General features: G+C 72.5%; 18 protein-coding genes. 12 read left to right on the plus strand and 6 right to left on the minus strand.

The window, feature by feature from the left end; translation table 11 throughout:
• Window positions 1–102: 102 nt before the first annotated feature.
• Both MKK55_RS17615 and MKK55_RS17620 read right to left on the minus strand, forming a co-directional pair.
• A complete protein-coding gene (locus MKK55_RS17615; protein WP_147725906.1) occupies window positions 103–744 on the minus strand; it encodes a GNAT family N-acetyltransferase in 642 nt (213 codons plus the stop codon).
• Window positions 744–3,101, minus strand: a complete 2,358-nt coding sequence (locus MKK55_RS17620) for an Orn/Lys/Arg decarboxylase N-terminal domain-containing protein (RefSeq protein WP_147842259.1) — start codon at window positions 3,099–3,101, stop codon at window positions 744–746. Before MKK55_RS17620 ends, MKK55_RS17615 begins: the two co-directional genes overlap by 1 nt.
• Window positions 3,102–3,393: 292 nt before the next feature.
• On the opposite strand from MKK55_RS17620, the gene MKK55_RS17625 reads away from it, so the two are divergent.
• From MKK55_RS17625 to MKK55_RS17635, 3 genes are all read left to right on the plus strand, one after another.
• Window positions 3,394–4,062 carry a DUF1007 family protein gene (locus MKK55_RS17625; protein ID WP_243936826.1) on the plus strand — a complete coding sequence of 223 codons (669 nt, stop codon included), beginning with the start codon at window positions 3,394–3,396 and terminating at the stop codon, window positions 4,060–4,062.
• On the plus strand, window positions 4,053–5,054 hold the full coding sequence (locus MKK55_RS17630) for a nickel/cobalt transporter (protein WP_243936828.1): 1,002 nt from the start codon (window positions 4,053–4,055) through the stop codon (window positions 5,052–5,054). The genes MKK55_RS17625 and MKK55_RS17630 overlap by 10 nt, the downstream gene beginning before the upstream one ends.
• A 73-nt stretch (window positions 5,055–5,127) precedes the next feature.
• Window positions 5,128–5,841: a hypothetical protein gene (locus MKK55_RS17635; RefSeq protein WP_243936830.1), complete on the plus strand. Its 714-nt coding sequence runs from the start codon at window positions 5,128–5,130 to the stop codon at window positions 5,839–5,841.
• A gap of 20 nt (window positions 5,842–5,861) precedes the next feature.
• Here the strand turns inward: MKK55_RS17635 and MKK55_RS17640 are convergent, their stop codons facing one another.
• Together MKK55_RS17640 and MKK55_RS17645 are read right to left on the minus strand one after the other, a co-directional pair.
• Window positions 5,862–6,458 (minus strand): histidine phosphatase family protein, encoded by a 597-nt coding sequence (locus tag MKK55_RS17640; RefSeq protein WP_243931913.1) that lies wholly within the window; start codon window positions 6,456–6,458, stop codon window positions 5,862–5,864.
• 23 nt (window positions 6,459–6,481) lie between these two features.
• Window positions 6,482–6,877, minus strand: coding sequence for a VOC family protein (locus tag MKK55_RS17645; protein ID WP_243936833.1), 396 nt, complete (start codon window positions 6,875–6,877; stop codon window positions 6,482–6,484).
• A gap of 178 nt (window positions 6,878–7,055) precedes the next feature.
• Between MKK55_RS17645 and MKK55_RS17650 the strand changes: the two genes are divergently transcribed.
• The 8 genes from MKK55_RS17650 (at window position 7,056) to MKK55_RS17685 (ending at window position 14,041) form a co-directional block, all read left to right on the plus strand.
• The gene (locus MKK55_RS17650; RefSeq protein ID WP_243936834.1) at window positions 7,056–7,994 is read left to right on the plus strand and encodes a 2-hydroxyacid dehydrogenase; all 939 of its coding nucleotides are present in this window, start codon (window positions 7,056–7,058) and stop codon (window positions 7,992–7,994) included.
• Window positions 7,995–8,186: 192 nt separating this feature from the next.
• Entirely contained in the window at window positions 8,187–8,906 is a 720-nt protein-coding gene (locus MKK55_RS17655; protein WP_147728697.1) for a response regulator, read from the plus strand.
• Complete coding sequence (locus MKK55_RS17660) at window positions 8,903–10,288, plus strand: ATP-binding protein (RefSeq protein WP_243936835.1); 1,386 nt, start codon at window positions 8,903–8,905, stop codon at window positions 10,286–10,288. The genes MKK55_RS17655 and MKK55_RS17660 overlap by 4 nt, the downstream gene beginning before the upstream one ends.
• 71 nt (window positions 10,289–10,359) lie before the next feature.
• Window positions 10,360–11,226 (plus strand): NAD(P)-dependent oxidoreductase, encoded by an 867-nt coding sequence (locus tag MKK55_RS17665; protein WP_243936837.1) that lies wholly within the window; start codon window positions 10,360–10,362, stop codon window positions 11,224–11,226.
• Between the two features lie 183 nt (window positions 11,227–11,409).
• Window positions 11,410–11,733 carry an XdhC family protein gene (locus MKK55_RS17670; RefSeq protein WP_147728569.1) on the plus strand — a complete coding sequence of 108 codons (324 nt, stop codon included), beginning with the start codon at window positions 11,410–11,412 and terminating at the stop codon, window positions 11,731–11,733.
• 1 nt (window position 11,734) lies between these two features.
• Entirely contained in the window at window positions 11,735–12,436 is a 702-nt protein-coding gene (locus MKK55_RS17675; protein WP_243936840.1) for an XdhC family protein, read from the plus strand.
• Window positions 12,433–13,458 (plus strand): molybdopterin-binding protein, encoded by a 1,026-nt coding sequence (locus MKK55_RS17680; protein ID WP_243936842.1) that lies wholly within the window; start codon window positions 12,433–12,435, stop codon window positions 13,456–13,458. Before MKK55_RS17675 ends, MKK55_RS17680 begins: the two co-directional genes overlap by 4 nt.
• Window positions 13,451–14,041, plus strand: coding sequence for an NTP transferase domain-containing protein (locus MKK55_RS17685; RefSeq protein WP_243936843.1), 591 nt, complete (start codon window positions 13,451–13,453; stop codon window positions 14,039–14,041). Before MKK55_RS17680 ends, MKK55_RS17685 begins: the two co-directional genes overlap by 8 nt.
• Window positions 14,042–14,045: 4 nt before the next feature.
• Here the strand turns inward: MKK55_RS17685 and MKK55_RS17690 are convergent, their stop codons facing one another.
• A complete protein-coding gene (locus MKK55_RS17690; RefSeq protein ID WP_147728565.1) occupies window positions 14,046–14,186 on the minus strand; it encodes a DUF2256 domain-containing protein in 141 nt (46 codons plus the stop codon).
• A gap of 64 nt (window positions 14,187–14,250) precedes the next feature.
• Window positions 14,251–15,117, minus strand: coding sequence for a formyltransferase family protein (locus MKK55_RS17695; protein WP_147859014.1), 867 nt, complete (start codon window positions 15,115–15,117; stop codon window positions 14,251–14,253).
• Window positions 15,118–15,270: 153 nt separating this feature from the next.
• On the opposite strand from MKK55_RS17695, the gene MKK55_RS17700 reads away from it, so the two are divergent.
• Window positions 15,271–16,005 carry an SDR family NAD(P)-dependent oxidoreductase gene (locus MKK55_RS17700; protein WP_243936844.1) on the plus strand — a complete coding sequence of 245 codons (735 nt, stop codon included), beginning with the start codon at window positions 15,271–15,273 and terminating at the stop codon, window positions 16,003–16,005.
• Window positions 16,006–16,010: the final 5 nt, after the last annotated feature.

The raw sequence follows: 16,010 nt of genomic DNA on the forward strand, positions 1-16,010 counted from the left end.
TCACGGCGATGGACGGTCCGCCGGGCCGCGAGCGCGGGTGTCCGACAACGTGCCGCGCCGGCGGGAGTTCGCCGCAGCGCACCGGCGGGCGTCGGGCCCCGGCTACTTCCCGGTCCAGTCGTGCCCCGCCACCAGCGCCTCCACCGGCTTCCGCCACGTCGAGGGCTGGTCGTCGGAGCCGGAGCCGAGGGCGCATTGCACCATCACGCTGTCGCTCCAGCGGCCGTACTTGTAGCCGACCGCGGGCAGGTGGCCGACGCGGACGAAGCCGCAGGCCTCGTGCAGGCGCAGCGAAGCCGCGTTCTCGGAATCGATGTAGCCGATCATCTGACGGTAGCCGCCCGCGGCGCAGGCCTCGATCAGCGCCGGCAGCAGGCGCCGGCCGATCCCGGCATGCAGGTGCTCGGGATGCACGTAGATCGAATGCTTGAGCGTGTAGCGGTAGGCCGGCCGCTTCCGGAACGGCACCGCGTAGGCGTAGCCCGCGACCTGGCCGTTCCGGTCGGCGACGAGGTGGGGCAGGCGCTTCTTGCGCATGGTCTTGCGGCGCCGGCGCAGGTCGTCGGGGAGGAGGCGATCCTCCTCGAAGTCGCCGACGTCGCCGACGCCGCGGCGGATGTGGTGCTCGTAGATCGCCACCATCGCTGCGAGGTCCGCGTCCGACGACGGGCGGATGACGATGTCGGCGCAGGACGCGGCCGGCTCTGGGATCGCGAAGTCGCCCGCCGGGCCCGCGTCCTCCATCAGCGCGCCTCGCGCATGACGTAGGTGTGGAAGCGGATCTGCCCGTCCGGCTCGACCTGACGGTACACGCCCTGGATCTCGGCCTCGAAGCCGGGAAACAGGTTTGCGGAGCGCTCGAACATCTTGAAATAGTCCAGCATCGGCTTGGCCCGCTCATCGATCCGCTCGCCGGGCAGCACCGTGCCGATCCCGGGCGGGTAGACCAGAAGCAAGGTCGTCGCCACACGCCCCTCGGCTTCGGCAATCGGGACGAAATCGACGTTGTTGCGGGTCAGCATCTGCGCCGCGGCCTTGGGCGCCATCACCATCTCGGGCAGGTGCTCGGGCTGGAACTGCTTGCGCTGGAGCATCGAGGTGCCGTGCTCGCGGTGGAAGGCGTGGAAGTCGGCGCAAAGGTCGCGAAGCCGCACGCCGCGGTAGCGGTTCGGGCGCCGTCGCACGAACTCCGGCATCGCGTCCTCCAGGAGCACGTTGTCGTCGTGCAGGCGCTTGAAGGCGACGAGGCCCGAGATCAGCGTGCCGGCCTTCGAGGATTCGACGCCGGGGGTCAGCAGGAAGAGCAGCGAGTTCAGGTCGTTCTTCTCGGCGACGATGCGGTTCTCGCGCAGGTACTGCGCGACGATCGGGGCCGGAACGCCGTGGGCGGCATATTCCCCGGTCGCCCGGTCGAAGCCCGGCGTCAGCACCGTCAGCTTGTTCGGGTCGGTCATCGCGTAGCCGGGCGAGGTCTCGGGCCCGACATGGGTGAAGCCGTGCCAGCGCGCGCCGGGGCGCAGCTCCCAGTGCTTGGGGTCCGAGGCGAGCACGTCCGTCGTCAGGCTCTCCCACGGCACGTTGACGCCGTCCGGGCCGGGGGTCACGTCGGGCACGAAGGCGTCGAAGAACCAGCGCCGGTTGGGATCGCCCTCCTTCTCCTCGAACTCGCGGCGGATGGCGCGGACCTTCTTGCGCCACTCGATCCCGAGACGGATCGTGTCGTCCCACAGGATCATGCCCGAGCGGCCCTTCATCATCTGCGCCCCGACGTCGAGCGAGGCGAAGATTGGGTAGAACGGCGAGGTCGAGGCGTGGACGAGGAAGCTCTCGTTGAGGCGGCGGTGCTCGACGCGCCGGGTCTGGCCGCGGATGTGCCCGTCCTTGGTGTGGATCTGCGAGGCCTGGCTGAAGCTCGCGAGCTGCTTGTGGGTCGATTGCGTGGCGATGATGCCCGGTGAGGTCTCGTCGAGCCCCTTCAGGCCCATGGCGAAGCGGCCGACGAAGAGCGGGTGGAACTTCATGAAGCCGGCCCAGGCCTCGTCGAACAGGATGTAGTCGCACAGGTGCCCGATCCGCTCGACGACGCCCTGCGCGTCGAGGATCGTGCCGTCGTAGGTGCACTGCTCGATCACCGCGACGCGGAACGGACGCTCGCGGCGCCACGCCTCCTTGTCCTCGACCAGCGGGTTGCGGCGGATCTTCTCGCGGATGGCGGTCTCGTCCAGGGCCTCGTGGTAGATCGGCCCGATCAGCCCGTAGGCGTTGCGGTCGGTCTCGAGGAAGATCGGGATGCCGCCGGCGAGCATCAGAGCGCCGTGATGGGCGGCCTTGTGGTTGTTGCGATCGAACAGGACGAGGTCGCCCTCCGCGACCAGAGACCCGAGCACGACCTTGTTCGAGGCCGAGGTGCCGTTGAGGACGAAGTAGGTCTTCTCCGCCCCGAAGATCTGCGCCGCCTCCTTCTGCGCCTTCAGCGCCGGCCCCTCGTGGGTCAGGAGGTCGCCGAGGTCGAGGACCGAGTTGTCGAGGTCGTCGCGGAAGATCGCCTCGCCGAGATGCTCGACGAAGATCCGCCCGATCGGCGAGCGGTTGTAGAAGATGCCGCCGTTGTGGCCTGGGCAGGTCCAGAGCTGGTTGCCCTTCTCGGCGTAGTCGACAAGCGCGCCGAAGAACGGCGTCTTCAGGGTCTCGGCGTACTGGGTCACGCGGGAAACGAGGCCACGGGCGATGAATTCCGGCGTCTCCTCCGCCAGGAAGATGTAGCCGTCGATGAAGTCGAGCAGCTCGACCGGGATGTCTTCCAGCCGCTTGCGGCGCACGAGGATGACGATCGGCATCTCGAGGCCGCGCCGCCGCATCATGTCGATCAGCGAGGCCGCCTTGCCGTCGAGGCCGCGCTTGCCCCAGTCGACCACCATGCAGCCGATCGCCGCGTCGGTCTGCACGGCGATCGCCGCGTCCTCGACCCGGCGCGCCCGGATCACCTCGAAGCCGCGCCCCTCGACCGCGGTGACAATCTGCGCGACGCGGACGCCTTCGAGGTCGTCCGGATCGAAGGCCGGCGCGCACATCAGCACGGTGAAGCGGCGGTGAAAGTCCATGGAAAGCCTCTGGCCTGACGGGTCGGCGCCTGCCTGCGACGCCATCATGACGGTTGGATGACGGTGCGGGCGAACGGCGCGGGATCTTGCCGGGGCGGCGGCCGACCTTCGGTCCGCTCGGGTAATACGATCGGCCCGCCATGGCCATGACGACGACGCCTCGGGCCACCCGCTCGAGCGCTCCGCGCATCGGCCGCGTCGCGCTCCGCCTCGCTTTCGCCCCAGCGCCTGCGGACAAGGTGGCCCGCGCTTAACGGATCCTTCACCACAGCGCCGCGAGCGTCCCAAACGCATGAAGCCGACAGCCGCGATCCTTCGTCCTGCCCTGGCCGCCGCATGGCTGGCCTTCGCCGTCGCGCCCGCAGCGGCCCACCCGCACGTCTGGGTGACCGCGAAGGCCGAGATCGGGTACGCGGGCGGCAAGGTGGTCGCGGTGCGCCACGTCTGGACCTTCGACGCCGCCTACACCGCCTTCGTCACCCAGGGGCTCGACGCGAACAAGGACGGCAAGCTGACGCCGGACGAGCTTCAGACCCTCGCCGCCGAGAACACCGGGAATCTCGCCGAGTTCGGCTACTTCACCAAGCTGAAGGTCGGCGGCAAGGAGCAGGCCTTCGCCGACCCGGTCGAGCCGCGGATGGCGATGGAGGGCGACACGCTCACCCTGAGCTTCCGCCTGCCGCTGAAGACGCCGCCCGCGCAGGGGCGCGGCGTGCTCGCGCTCGAGGTCTACGACCCGACCTACTTCGTGTCCTTCGGCCTGTCCGAGGCGCCGGATGCCGCGACGCTCGTCGGCGCACCGAGCGGCTGCGCGGCGACGGTGACGCGGCCGAAGACCCCCGAGCCCAAGACGGCGGAGGCCGGCGCCCCCGGGATGAGCGAGGCGTTCTTCGAGGCGCTGACGGCCGCTTCCGGCTACGGGATGCACTTCGCGAACCGGATCCTCGTCGCATGTCCGTAGGCGCCACGCTCGCCGTCCAGCCCGCAAGCCGCCGGCCGCTGCGGCTGATGCTGGTCGCCGCCGCCGTCGCAGTCGCGGCCCTGATCCTCGCCGGCCTGGTCTGGCTCGCGGCGCCCGGCCTCTCGGCGCCGCCGCCGCGCTCGCCCTTCGGCATCGGCTTCCGCGAGGCCGCGCCGTCGGTGACCGGGCTCGGCGGCTGGCTCCTGGCGATCCAGTCTAGCTTTTCGCGCAGCCTTCAGGCCGCGCTCGCCGCGATCAAGGGCGGCGGCGACTGGATGCCGCTGGTCACGCTCGGCTTCGCCTACGGCATTTCCCACGCCGCCGGCCCCGGGCACGGCAAGGCCGTGATCGCCGGCTACCTGTTCGCCGGCGAGCGGGCCTTGCGTCGCGGCTTCGGCTTGAGCTTCGCCGCCGCGATCCTGCAGGCGCTGGTGGCGATCGCGATCGTCGGGACCGGCCGCCTCGTGCTCGGCGCCACCGCCGCCGGAATGACGCGGGCCGGCAACACCATCGAGATCGTCAGCTTCGCCCTCGTCGCCGCGATCGGGCTGGCGGTGACGTGGCGCAAGGCCGGGCGCCTCGCCGACCTCGGCGCGCCCGCCGCCTGCGGCCCCGAATGCGGCCATGCCCGCCTCGCCGACGCGCGGGCGCTCGAAACGCTCGACACCTGGCGGGAGCGCGCCGGCGTGGTCGCCGCCGCCGGTTCGCGGCCATGCGCCGGAGCGGTGCTGATCCTGGTCTTCGCCGCCGCGCAGAACATGCTGGCTGCAGGCGTCCTCGCGGTCTTCGCCATGGCGCTCGGCACGGCGCTCACCACCGGCGCGCTGGCGAGCCTCGCAGTCTTCGCCAAGGGCGCCGCCCTGCGGATCGCCGGCGGTCGCGGACGCGCGGGCGTCGTGGCGATCGGCGCGCTCGAGCTGCTGGCCGGCGCCTTCGTGCTGGTGCTCGGGCTGGCGATGCTGTCGGGCCTCGCGCTCGACATCGGCGGCTGATCGCCCCTCGCCAACGGCACGCCGCCATGCCACGCTCCGGTCCGGGCAGGGAGCCCGGCACGCGAGGCGCCGCATGGCAGGGTTCGACCACATCCTGAACTGGCGGCTGCTCTCGGGCTCGCACCCGTTTCCGGGACCCGACGGCGGCACCTGCATCAACGAGGCGGCCCTCGTCGCCGCGGGGCTGCCCTACCGCGCGATCCGGTCGAGCGACGAATGCCCGCCCTGCTTCTCGCGCCCGATCGCGGCCTACGCGCTCGGCCTCAACGACGCGATGCCGGACGGCGAGCGCCACCGCTTGATGGCCTTCGTCCTGCGCCTGTCCGGCTCCGCCGACACGCCGGCGGTCGAGGCGGAGCGGACGGCCTTTCTGGCCCTCGAAAGCATCCGCAGCCTTCTGCCGCCGCTGCTCGAGCGGGCCGGATTCGCCGACCTCGCCACCCGCTGCGCCGACGCGGCGGATCTCGACGAGGCGCTGGCGGCCGCGCGTTCGGCCGCCTGGGCGGGCGGAGCGCGGGCGCAGGCCGCATCGGGTCAGCGCGCCTGGGTCTCCGGAGCGTTGGCGGCCGCAGTCTCCCGCACCGCAAGCGCGGCGATCCGCGCAGCGGAGGATCCGCGCTGCGCGGCCGAGATCGCCGAGGGGGCGGCGCCGTTCGCCCCGGGCACGTGGGCGCGGGCGGCCGTGATCCTCGACGGCGCGCTGCGGATCGGGCGGCAGGCGCCCGACATCGACCTGTTCGCCGCGCGCGACCGCCTCGACGCCGCCCGATCGGCCGCGCACGCCTGAGCCGCGATCACGCGTTCGCGTCAGGCGGCGGCGGAAGCCGCGTCGAGATCGAGCTCGACGGTCTCGCAGTTGTCGAGCCAGACGCCGGTGAGGTGGAAGAAGAACGTACCGTGGCCGACCACTGCGATCGTCCGCTCGGGACGCGCGCGCAGCCATTCGCGAAACCCGGCGACGCGCTGGTCGAACAGGTGCCGCGGCTCGACCGGATGACCGCCGACGTCGGACCCCTCCTCGGCGTGCCACCACACCTCGGGCAGGTGCCCGACGTCGAGATGCGGGAACTCCGCCGCGATCTCGGAGGCGACCCGGCCGACGTCGCAGCTGCTCTCCTGGCACTCCCGATGCAGCACCTCGACGAGGAGCTTCGGCTCGGCCGGATGGTCGGCGAAGACCAGCGCGGTCGTCTCGATCGCGCGGGTCAGCGGCGAGACCACCACGAGGTCGAACGGGATCTCGCAGAGCGCCGCCCGCGCCGCGCGCGCCTGCTCCCGGCCGCGCGGCGTCAGGCGGGCGTCGCGATGGTCGGGATCGCGGCCGGTCGCGCGGTGGGCGGCGTTGAAGGTCGATTCGCCGTGGCGGAGGCAGACGATGCGGGTCGGGCCGTTCATGCGGGTCATGGTCTCGTCGGTTCGTGTCGGGGTCAGGCGAAGCGGCCTCCGCGCTGGATCACCTCGATCTTGTAGCCGTCGGGGTCCGTGGCGAAGAAGAACCGCGCCAGCTCGGTGTCGCCGTGCTTGAGCGTCTTCATGTCCGTCGCCGGAAGCCCCTCGCGGGTGAAGCGGGCGTGCTCGGCGGCGAGATCCGCGACGGTGACGGCGACGTGGCCGTAGCCGTCGCCGAGGTCGTAGGCGTCGGTCCGGTCCTTGTTGACCGTCAGCTCGATCTCGAAGGGCAAATCCGGCGCGCGCATGTAGACGAGGGTGAAGTCGGGAAAGTCGAAGCGGTCGGAGATGGCGAGCCCGAAGGCCGCCTCGTAATAGGCGACCGAGCGCGCCTCGTCGCGGACGCGGATCATCGCATGGACGGGCTTGGCCATTCTTCGCTCACAGGTTGGATCGAGGGAGTGAAACCGATATCTGGCGCGAAGAACCGATCCGAAAAGGCCGCGAGCCCTGCGCCGAACCGCAGGCAGCCCCGCGCCGATGGCCACGGAAGCCCGTTCGAAGCCGATGCCGAGGCTATTCCCAACCCTGTCGACCGATCGAGGCGCCCTCATGCCTGAGCCCGTCCTGCTTGCCACCAGCCAGTCGCCCGCCGAGGAGGCGATCTGGCGCGACGCGCTCGCCCGCGCGATGCCGGACGAGCGCATCGTGACGGCTGCCGACCCGTTCGATCGCTCGACGGTCGCCATCGCGATCGTCGCCAACCCGGTTCCGGGAGCGCTGGCCGGACTGCCGGCGCTCGCCTGGGTGCACAGCCTGTGGGCCGGCGTCGAGCGCCTGCTGCAGGACGCGACGCTGCCGCCTGTCCCCGTCGTCCGTCTCGTCGATCCGACGCTGGCGCGAACGATGGCCGAGACCGTCGCGGCCTGCGTGCTCGCGCTGCACCGCGATCTCCCGCTCTACGCCGCGCAGCAACGCCGCCGCGCATGGCGCCAGCACCCGGCCCGCGCGGCCGGCGCGTGCCCGGTTGCGATCCTCGGGATGGGCGAGATGGGGCGGGCCTCGGCCGAGCTGCTGCTCGGGCTCGGCTTTCCCGTCCGCGGCTGGAGCCGATCGGGCACCGCGATTCCGGGGTTGATTGCGCATTCCGGCCGCGACGGCCTCGGCACGGCGCTGGACGGCGCGGCCTACCTCGTCAACCTGCTGCCGCTCACCGCCGAGACACGCGGCATCCTCGATCGCGCCTGCTTCGCCCGGCTGGCGCCGGGTGCCGGCGTGATCAACTTCGGCCGCGGCGCCCACCTCGTCGAGGCCGACCTGTGGCTGGCGCTCGATGACGGACGGGTCGGGCACGCGGTGCTCGACGTGTTCGCGCAGGAGCCGCTGCCCCGCGACCACCCGGCCTGGGACCACCCGAACGTCACGGTCCTGCCCCACGTCGCGGCGCCGACCGACGAAGCCTCGGCGGCCGCGATCGTCGCCGGGGCCGTGGCGGCCTTCCGCAGCACCGGACGGGTGCCGGCGGGCGTGGACAGAGCCCGCGGGTACTGATCGCCGTCGCCGCAAGCTGTCGCGTGGTTTCGCGGACGCAACGTCTTGCGTCCTCGAGATGCCGCACACCGAAACGCGCATGGGAAACACGCCGTTACAAATTTGCCGCCGCCCCCCATCTTCGATTGTCGCGCGTCTCGGGCCATAAGGAGCCGCGAAGTCCCGTCGGGACGCGACCGAAGACGACCGCCGATGAACGCGCCCGCCAGCCCGCATATCCTGATCGTCGAGGACGACCGCGAGATCGCGAACCTGGTCGCGCGCTACCTCCGCGGCAACGCCTGCCGCGTCACCCTCGCCGGCGACGGCGCGGAGATGGACCGGGCGCTGGCCGACGGCCGGGTCGACCTCATCGTCCTCGACCTGATGCTGCCGGGCGAGGACGGCCTCAGCCTGTGCCGGCGCCTGCGCGCGAGCTCAGCGATCCCGATCCTGATGCTCACCGCCAAGGCCGAGGAGATCGACCGCATCGTCGGCCTCGAGATCGGCGCCGACGACTATCTCGCCAAGCCGTTCAACCCGCGCGAGCTGCTGGCCCGCATCCGCGCCGTCCTGCGCCGCACCGGCAACGAGGTGGCGGAGGAGGAGGGCGCGCGCCGGATGCACTTCGTCGGCTGGACGCTCGACGTCTCGCTGCGGCAGGTGCTGAGCGCGGAGGGCGCGCGCATCTCGATCACCGGCGCGGAGTTCGACCTGCTCCATGCCCTGTGCCTGCGCCCGGGCCGCGTGCTCTCGCGCGACCAGCTCCTCGACCTGACCCAGGGGCGCAGCGCCGGCCCGTTCGAGCGCAGCATCGACGTGCTCGTGAGCCGGATCCGCCAGAAGATCGAGCGCGATTCGCGCAACCCCGAGATCATCCGCACGATCCGCTCGGGCGGCTACCTGTTCACGCCGGAGGTGACGCGCTCATGAGGTTCGGCCGGATCCGGAGCCGCCTGCGCCCGCGCAGCGTCGCCGGGCAGATCGCCCTGCTCGTGGTGGCCGCGATCGTCGTCGCGCACGCGGTCGCGACTACGGCCTTCGTGCTCCTGCGCGAGCCCTGGAAGCCGGACGACCATCCCGGCGTCGCGGCAGGGCGCCTCGCGATCGTCGCCCGCCTCCTCGACAACGCTCCCGTGCCGGACCGCGACGCCCTGCTGGCGAATGCGGCACGCAGCGTGCCGAACCTTCAGATCGCGCCCTGGACCGGGACCGCTGCCGAGGGCGAAGGCCTCAACCGCCCGGTCGTCCGCCGCCTGCGCAACGGCTTCGGCCGGGCGCTGACCGTGGTCGAGATCGGCGGGCCGGAGATGCGCGCCGACGGCTACCTCCGCCTCGGGATCGTGACGCCGAACGGTGCGCGGCTGCAGGCGAGCCTGCCCGACGACCCGCTCAGGCCGCCGCACGAAGGCGCGATCATCTTCACCGTGATCTTCCTCGCCCTGACGCTGGCGCTGCTCTCGGTGTGGGCGACGCGGGCGCTGACGGCGCCTCTGGCGCGGCTCGCGGGCGCCGCCGAGGCCTTCGGCACCGGGGACGACCACGTGGCGCTGCCCGAGGCCGGCCCGCGGGAGGTGATCGCGGTCTCCCGCGCCCTCGACCGGATGCGCAACCGCGTGCGGCGCCTGATCGACGACCGCACGCAGATGCTGGCCGCGATCAGCCACGACCTGCGCACGCCGATCACCCGGCTGCGGCTGCGCGCGGAGTTCATCGACGACGACCACACCCGCATCATGACGCTGCGCGATCTCGACCAGATGAACGCGCTCGTCGAGGCGGCCCTATCCTTCGTCCGCGACGGCCAGGGCGGCGCGTCGAGCGCCCGGACGCTGATCGACCTCGCCTCGGTGGTGCAGACGGTCTGCGACGGGTTCAGCGACGTCGGCGCCGACGTCGTGGTCACGCAGAGTCGCCACGTGCTCGTCCGCGGAAAGCCCGACGAGCTTGAGCGGGCGATCACCAACCTCGTCGACAACGCGGTCAAGTACGGCGGCGGCGCGCGCCTCTCGATGGAGCAGACGCCGCGGGGCGTCCGCATCGTGGTCGGCGACACCGGCCCCGGCATTCCCGAAGCCGAGCGCGACGCGATGCTGCAGCCGTTCGTGCGCGGCGACCGGGCCCGCAATCTCAACGACGCGAGCGGCTTCGGCCTCGGGCTGTCGATCGTGCTCGCCATCGTCGAAGCGCATGACGGCTGGCTCACCCTGACGAATCGCCCGGAAGGCGGCCTCTCCGCCGCGATCGAGCTGCCGCTGGCCGCCGCGATCCCGGCCGAACCCGCCGAGACCCGGATCGCCGCCGCGGCGGAATGAACGGCCGAGCCTTGCATCGGACCGGCGCGATCGGCGTTGAGGCCGAGCGGGCATCGGAAGGCAGGAAGCGCATGGACGTCGGATTCATCGGGCTCGGGCGCATGGGGCGCGCCATGGCGGCCAAGCTGGTCGAGGCCGGGCACACCGTCCGCGTCTGGAACCGGACCCCGGATGCTGCGCACGGGATCTCCGGCGCGACGCCGGTGGCGAGCGCGGCCGAGGCGTTCGCGGGCGACGCGGCGATCACCATGCTGTCGGACGACGCAGCGCTGCGCTCCGTCATCGTCGAGGGCGGGCTGCTCGACAGCGCAGGCCGGCCGGCGATCCACCTGTCGATGAGCACGATCTCCGTCGCCTTGGCGCAGGAACTGGCCGCGATCCATGCGCGCGCCGGCATCGCCTATGTCGGCGCCCCTGTGTTCGGGCGGCCGGACGCGGCCGCAGCGGGCGCCCTCAATATCATCGCCGCGGGCGATGCCGGCGCGATCGACCGCGCAGCCCCGCTCCTCGACGCGATGGGCACGAAGACGTGGCGCTTCGGCACCGAGCCGCATCAGGCCAATGCCGTGAAGCTCGCCGGCAACTTCATGCTGGTCTCGGCGATCGAGGCGATGGGCGAGGCCGCCGCCTTCGCCGAAGGTCACGGGGTGGCCGGCGCCGACCTTCTGGACATGCTCACCGGCACGCTGTTCGCCTCGCCGGTCTACAAGGGCTACGGCGCGTCGATCGCCGCGAACCGCTACGAGCCGCCGGGCTTCGGCCTCCGCCTCGGCGCCAAGGATATCGGCCTCGCCCTCGGCGCCGCGGCGGCGGTGAACGTGCCGATGCCGTTCGCGAGCGTCCTGCGGGACAACCTCATCGACGCGATCGCGCACGGCGACGGCGACAAGGACCTGGCCGCGCTCGCCACCGTGGCGACCCGGCGCAGCGTGCGCTGAGCGCTTGGACGCGGCGACGGCCGGCGTTTGCACCGACGCGTGAAGTCGGTCGTCATGCGTTCCGTGCAACACCGCCGCTGCGCGCGCCTTGCGCCCCGCCCACGATGCCATACCTGAACCTCTCGGCCCGCGACCGGGCTCCCGCATCCTGAGGCCGGCGCGCGCGGCCTTCGAGGCACGCCGATGATCTCGACCGAAGCCGACATCCTGAACACCGCCGCGTCCTGGCGACGCGACGGCCGCGACGTGGCGCTCGCGACCGTGATCGAGACCTGGGGATCGGCGCCGCGTCCGGTCGGCAGCCACCTCGTCGTCGACGGCGAGGGCAACTTTCTCGGTTCGGTCTCCGGCGGTTGCGTCGAGGGCGCCGTCATCACGGAAGCCGCCGACGCCATCGCCGACGGCAAGCCGCGGGTGATCGAGTTCGGCGTCGCCGACGAGACCGCGTGGCGGGTCGGGCTCTCCTGCGGCGGCCGCATCCGAATCTTCGTCGAGCGGATCGACTGACATGCGCGCCGACATCCTCGAAGGCCTCAACGCCGAGCGCGCCGCCCGCCGCGCCGCGATCCTCGTCACCGACATCGCCGACGGCGGGCAGCGCCTGGTTCGGGAGGCCGATATCGCCGCCGACGCCCTCGCCGAACCGCTCGGTCGGCACCTCGCCGCAGCCCGGAGCGGCCTCGTCGAGGCGGACGGCCGGACGCTGTTCCTGACGGTCCAGGTGCCGCCGGTCCGGCTCGTCGTGGTCGGGGCCGTGCACATCACCCAGGCCCTGGTGCCGATGGCCGCCGCGCTCGACCTCGCGCTGACGGTGATCGACCCGCGCACCGCCTTCGCCAGCCCCGAGCGGTTTCCGGGCGTCGCGCTGGTGGCGGATTGGCCGGACGCGGCCTTCGGCGGCGCGGTGCCGCCGCTGGACCGCTACTGCGCGCTCGCCGCGCTGACCCACGATCCCAAGATCGACGATCCGGCGCTGAAGGCCGCGCTCTCGGCGGAGTGCTTCTACATCGGTGCGCTCGGCTCGCGGAAAACCCACGCGGCGCGCGCGGTCCGGCTGATCGAGGCCGGCTATTCCGAGGCCCAGCTGGCGCGCATCCGCGCCCCGATCGGGCTCGCCATCGGCGCGGTCAGCCCGGCCGAGATCGCGCTCTCGGTGATGGCGCAGGTCGTCGCCGCCCTGCGTCGGGCGCCGCGCGAGGCGGCTTCGTGAAGTTCGGGCCGGTTCCGGTCGACTCCGCGCTCGGCCTCATCGCCGCCCACACCATCAAGGCCGGCGGCGCGACCCTGCGCAAGGGCCGGGCGATCTTGCCCGAAACGATTGCAGGCCTCGCGGCCGAGGGCGTGCGCGATCTGGTGGCCGTTTCCCTGGAGCCGGGCGACGTCGGCGAGGACGAGGCCGCCGAGACCCTGGCGCGGCACCTCGCCGGGACCGGCCTGCGCTGCGAGCCGCCGTTCACCGGACGCTGCAACCTCTTCGCGGTCGGGCCCGGCGTTCTGGTCGTGGATCGAGCCGGCATCGATGCGGTCAACGGCGTCGACGAGGCGATCACCGCGGCGACGCTGCCGCCGTTCAAGCCCGTGGTGGCCGGCGAGATGGTCGCGACGATCAAGATCATCCCCTACGCGGTGCCGGGAACGGTCCTGGCGCATGCGTGCGCCGCCGCGCTGGCCGGCGCGTTGCGGGTCTCGCCCTATCGCCGCCGCCGGGTCGGCGTGGTCTCGACGCGGCTGCCGAGCCTGAAGGAGACCACCGTCGACCGGACCCTGGCCGCCCTCGCGGATCGGCTCGCGCCGACCGGCGCCGAGATCGTTGCCGACCGTCGCGTTCCGCACGCGGCCGGCGCGGTTGCCGAGGCGCTGGCCGCGGCGACCGCGCAGGACGGCGCCGACCTGGCGATCGTGTTCGGCGCCTCGGCCATCGCCGACCGCCGCGACGTGATCCCGGCCGGCATCGCGGCTGCGGGCGGCGCGGTGATCCATTTCGGCATGCCGGTCGATCCCGGGAACCTGCTGCTGCTCGGAGCGCTGGGGGACGTTCCGGTGATCGGCGCGCCGGGCTGCGCCCGCTCGCCCAAGGAGAACGGGTTCGACTGGGTGCTGCACCGCCTGCTCGCGGACCTGCCCGTCACCCGCGCCGACATCGTCGCGCTCGGTGTCGGCGGACTGCTGATGGAGATCGTCTCACGGCCGCAGCCGCGATCGGGCGAACCGAGCGCCGCCGACGATGCCTGACATCGGAATCGGTGCCGTCCTGCTCGCCGCCGGCCGCGGCACCCGCTTCGGTGCCGAACCGAAGCTGCTCGCGCGGCTCGACGGGACGCCGCTGGTTCGCCACGCCGCGGAAGCCGCCCTCGCGTCCAGGGCCCGTCCGGTCGTCGTCGTGCTCGGGGCCCATGCGGTGGCCGTGCGCGCCGTCCTTCACAATCTCGACCTCGTCTTCGTCGAGAACGCCGCGTTCGGTTCCGGCCTCTCGACCTCGCTGCGGGCGGGAATCGCCGCGCTGCCGGCCGAGACCGATGCGGCGGTGATCCTGCTCGGCGACATGCCGCGGGTGACGCCGGAGCAGATCGATCGCCTCGCCGCCGCCTATCGGGCCGCGAAGCCGGCTCCGAGCGCCGTGGTGCCGACGATCGCGGGGCGCCGCGGCAACCCGGTGCTGCTTGATCGGCGCGTGCTCGGCGACGCCCTCGCCAGCCTGTCCGGCGATCACGGCGCCGGGCCGCTGCTGAAGGGTCGCGCCGACGTCCTGGAAATTCCGGGAGAGCCCGGGACCGCGCTCGACGTCGACACGCCGGAGATGCTGGCTCGGCTCTGAAGGCTCAGGCCTTCTTCGCCTCGCTTCGGCAGCGATCCGAGCAGAACCGGACCTCGTCCCAGACCCGCTCCCACTTCTTCCGCCAGGCGAACGGCCGCCCGCACTGCGCGCACAGCTTGGTCGGCAGGTCGCCCTTGCGGATCATCTTCCCCGATGTCCGGCCCGAACTCTTGTTTGCGGAATCGCCCCCGCTTCGCCTGGACATCCGGTCAGCGCCCGATCTGTCCGGCTTCGGCCAGCCCCACCGGCGACCACCGCGTGATCTGGATGTAGCCGTCGCGGGCCGCGACCACGACGTGGCGCCTGTGGCGATGGACGACGGTGCCGGGCAGATGCTTGTGCGCCTCGCGCCAGCCGCCGGCCTGCGCGACGTAGACGCGAGCGTCGCCGAGCCGCGCCAGCGTCTCGATCGATCCGAAAGCGCGGATCCGACGCAGGATCGCGGCGACGTCGGCGCGGAAGTCGAGGGTGCGGTCGACGTCGCTCGCGCGCGCCCAGTACGAGCCGTCGCCCTGCGGCTCGGGCCGCCGCCACCGCGCCGGCAGATCGCGGCCGATCGGCCCGGTCGCGAGCCGCCGCGCCGCCATCTGGCACTTGGCCAGCAGCGTCTCGTGGTCTTCCTGGGCGTCGAGCGGGAACAGGTCCTGCGCGAGGATGTCGCCGGTGTCGAAGCCCTCCTCGGCGAGCACGTGGGCGGTGACGCCCCAGGTCTCGTAGGCTTCCTCCACCGCCCGGAACAGCGGGTAGGGGCCGCGCCCGGTCGGCAGCGGCGAGGGGTGGATGTTCAAGCCGAAGGCCGCGCGGGTGCGCCATCCGGTGATCAGCCAGGGATAGCCCGCGACGACGAGCGCCCAGTCGCGGCCGTGGGCGGCGTTCAGCGCGTCGAGATCCTGGGCCTTCAGCCGCGAGAGCTGGATCGGCAGGCGCAGCTGGCGGGCGCGCGCCACCACCACGTCGTTGTGATCGTAGAGCCCGTCGCAGGGGCGGGTGAACAGCTTGATCGGGGTCCAGCCGGCCTCGATCAGGCCCTCGAACACGCCGCCGAGGAAATCGATGCCGGCGAAGGCGAACTTCATGAACCTGGATTCTCCGGCGGTCTCGATGGGATGCGACCATGTGGAACGGCCGCGCCGGCCTCGACCGACTCCTCCGTCCTCCACGACGCCTTAGCTTCATCTTGTCGAACCGTCTCCGCCGGCAAGGGGCGTTCGGCGGCGACGGGGGCGAGCATGCAACGGGTTCTGATCTACGGCGGCACGGGCGGCATCGGCCGGGCAACGGCGGAGGCGCTGCGCCACCGCGGCTACGGCCTCCACCTCGCGGCGCGCGACCGCGGCCGGCTCGAAGCCGCGGCGGCCGAACTCGGCGAGACCACCGTGACGGCCGGCGACGTCGCCGACGCCGACTTCTTCGCTCAGGCCACCGCGGAGGCAGGCGATCGCCTCGCCGGCCTCATCTACGCGGTCGGCACCATCAACCTGCGGCCGCTCGCCCGCCTGACCCGGGCGGACGCCGAGACCGATTTCCGGGTCAACGCGCTCGGCGCCTTCTCGGCGATCCAGGCGGCGGCCGGCGCGCTGAAGGCCGGTGCCGGCGAGGCCGGCGCGGGCGTCGTCCTGTTCTCCACCGTCGCGGTGGCGCAGGGGTTTCCGGCCCACGCCTCGGTCGCCATGGCGAAGGGAGCGGTCGAAGGCCTCGCCCTCTCGCTGGCGGCCGAGCTCGCGCCGCACGTGCGCATCAACGTGGTGGCGCCCTCACTGACCCGGACGCCGCTCGCCGCCGCGATCACGGGCAACGCCACCCTGGCCCAGGGCATCGCCACGATGCATGCCCTGCAGCGCCTCGGCACGCCGGAGGACATCGCGGGGCTCGCCGCCTTCCTCGTCTCGGCCGAGGCCGGCTGGATCACCGGGCAGATCATCGGCGCCGACGGCGGCCGCTCGATGCTGCGCACCAAGGGCTGAGGCGC

The sequence above is a fragment of the Methylobacterium sp. J-059 genome (assembly GCF_022829485.1).
GTDB lineage: Bacteria > Pseudomonadota > Alphaproteobacteria > Rhizobiales > Beijerinckiaceae > Methylobacterium.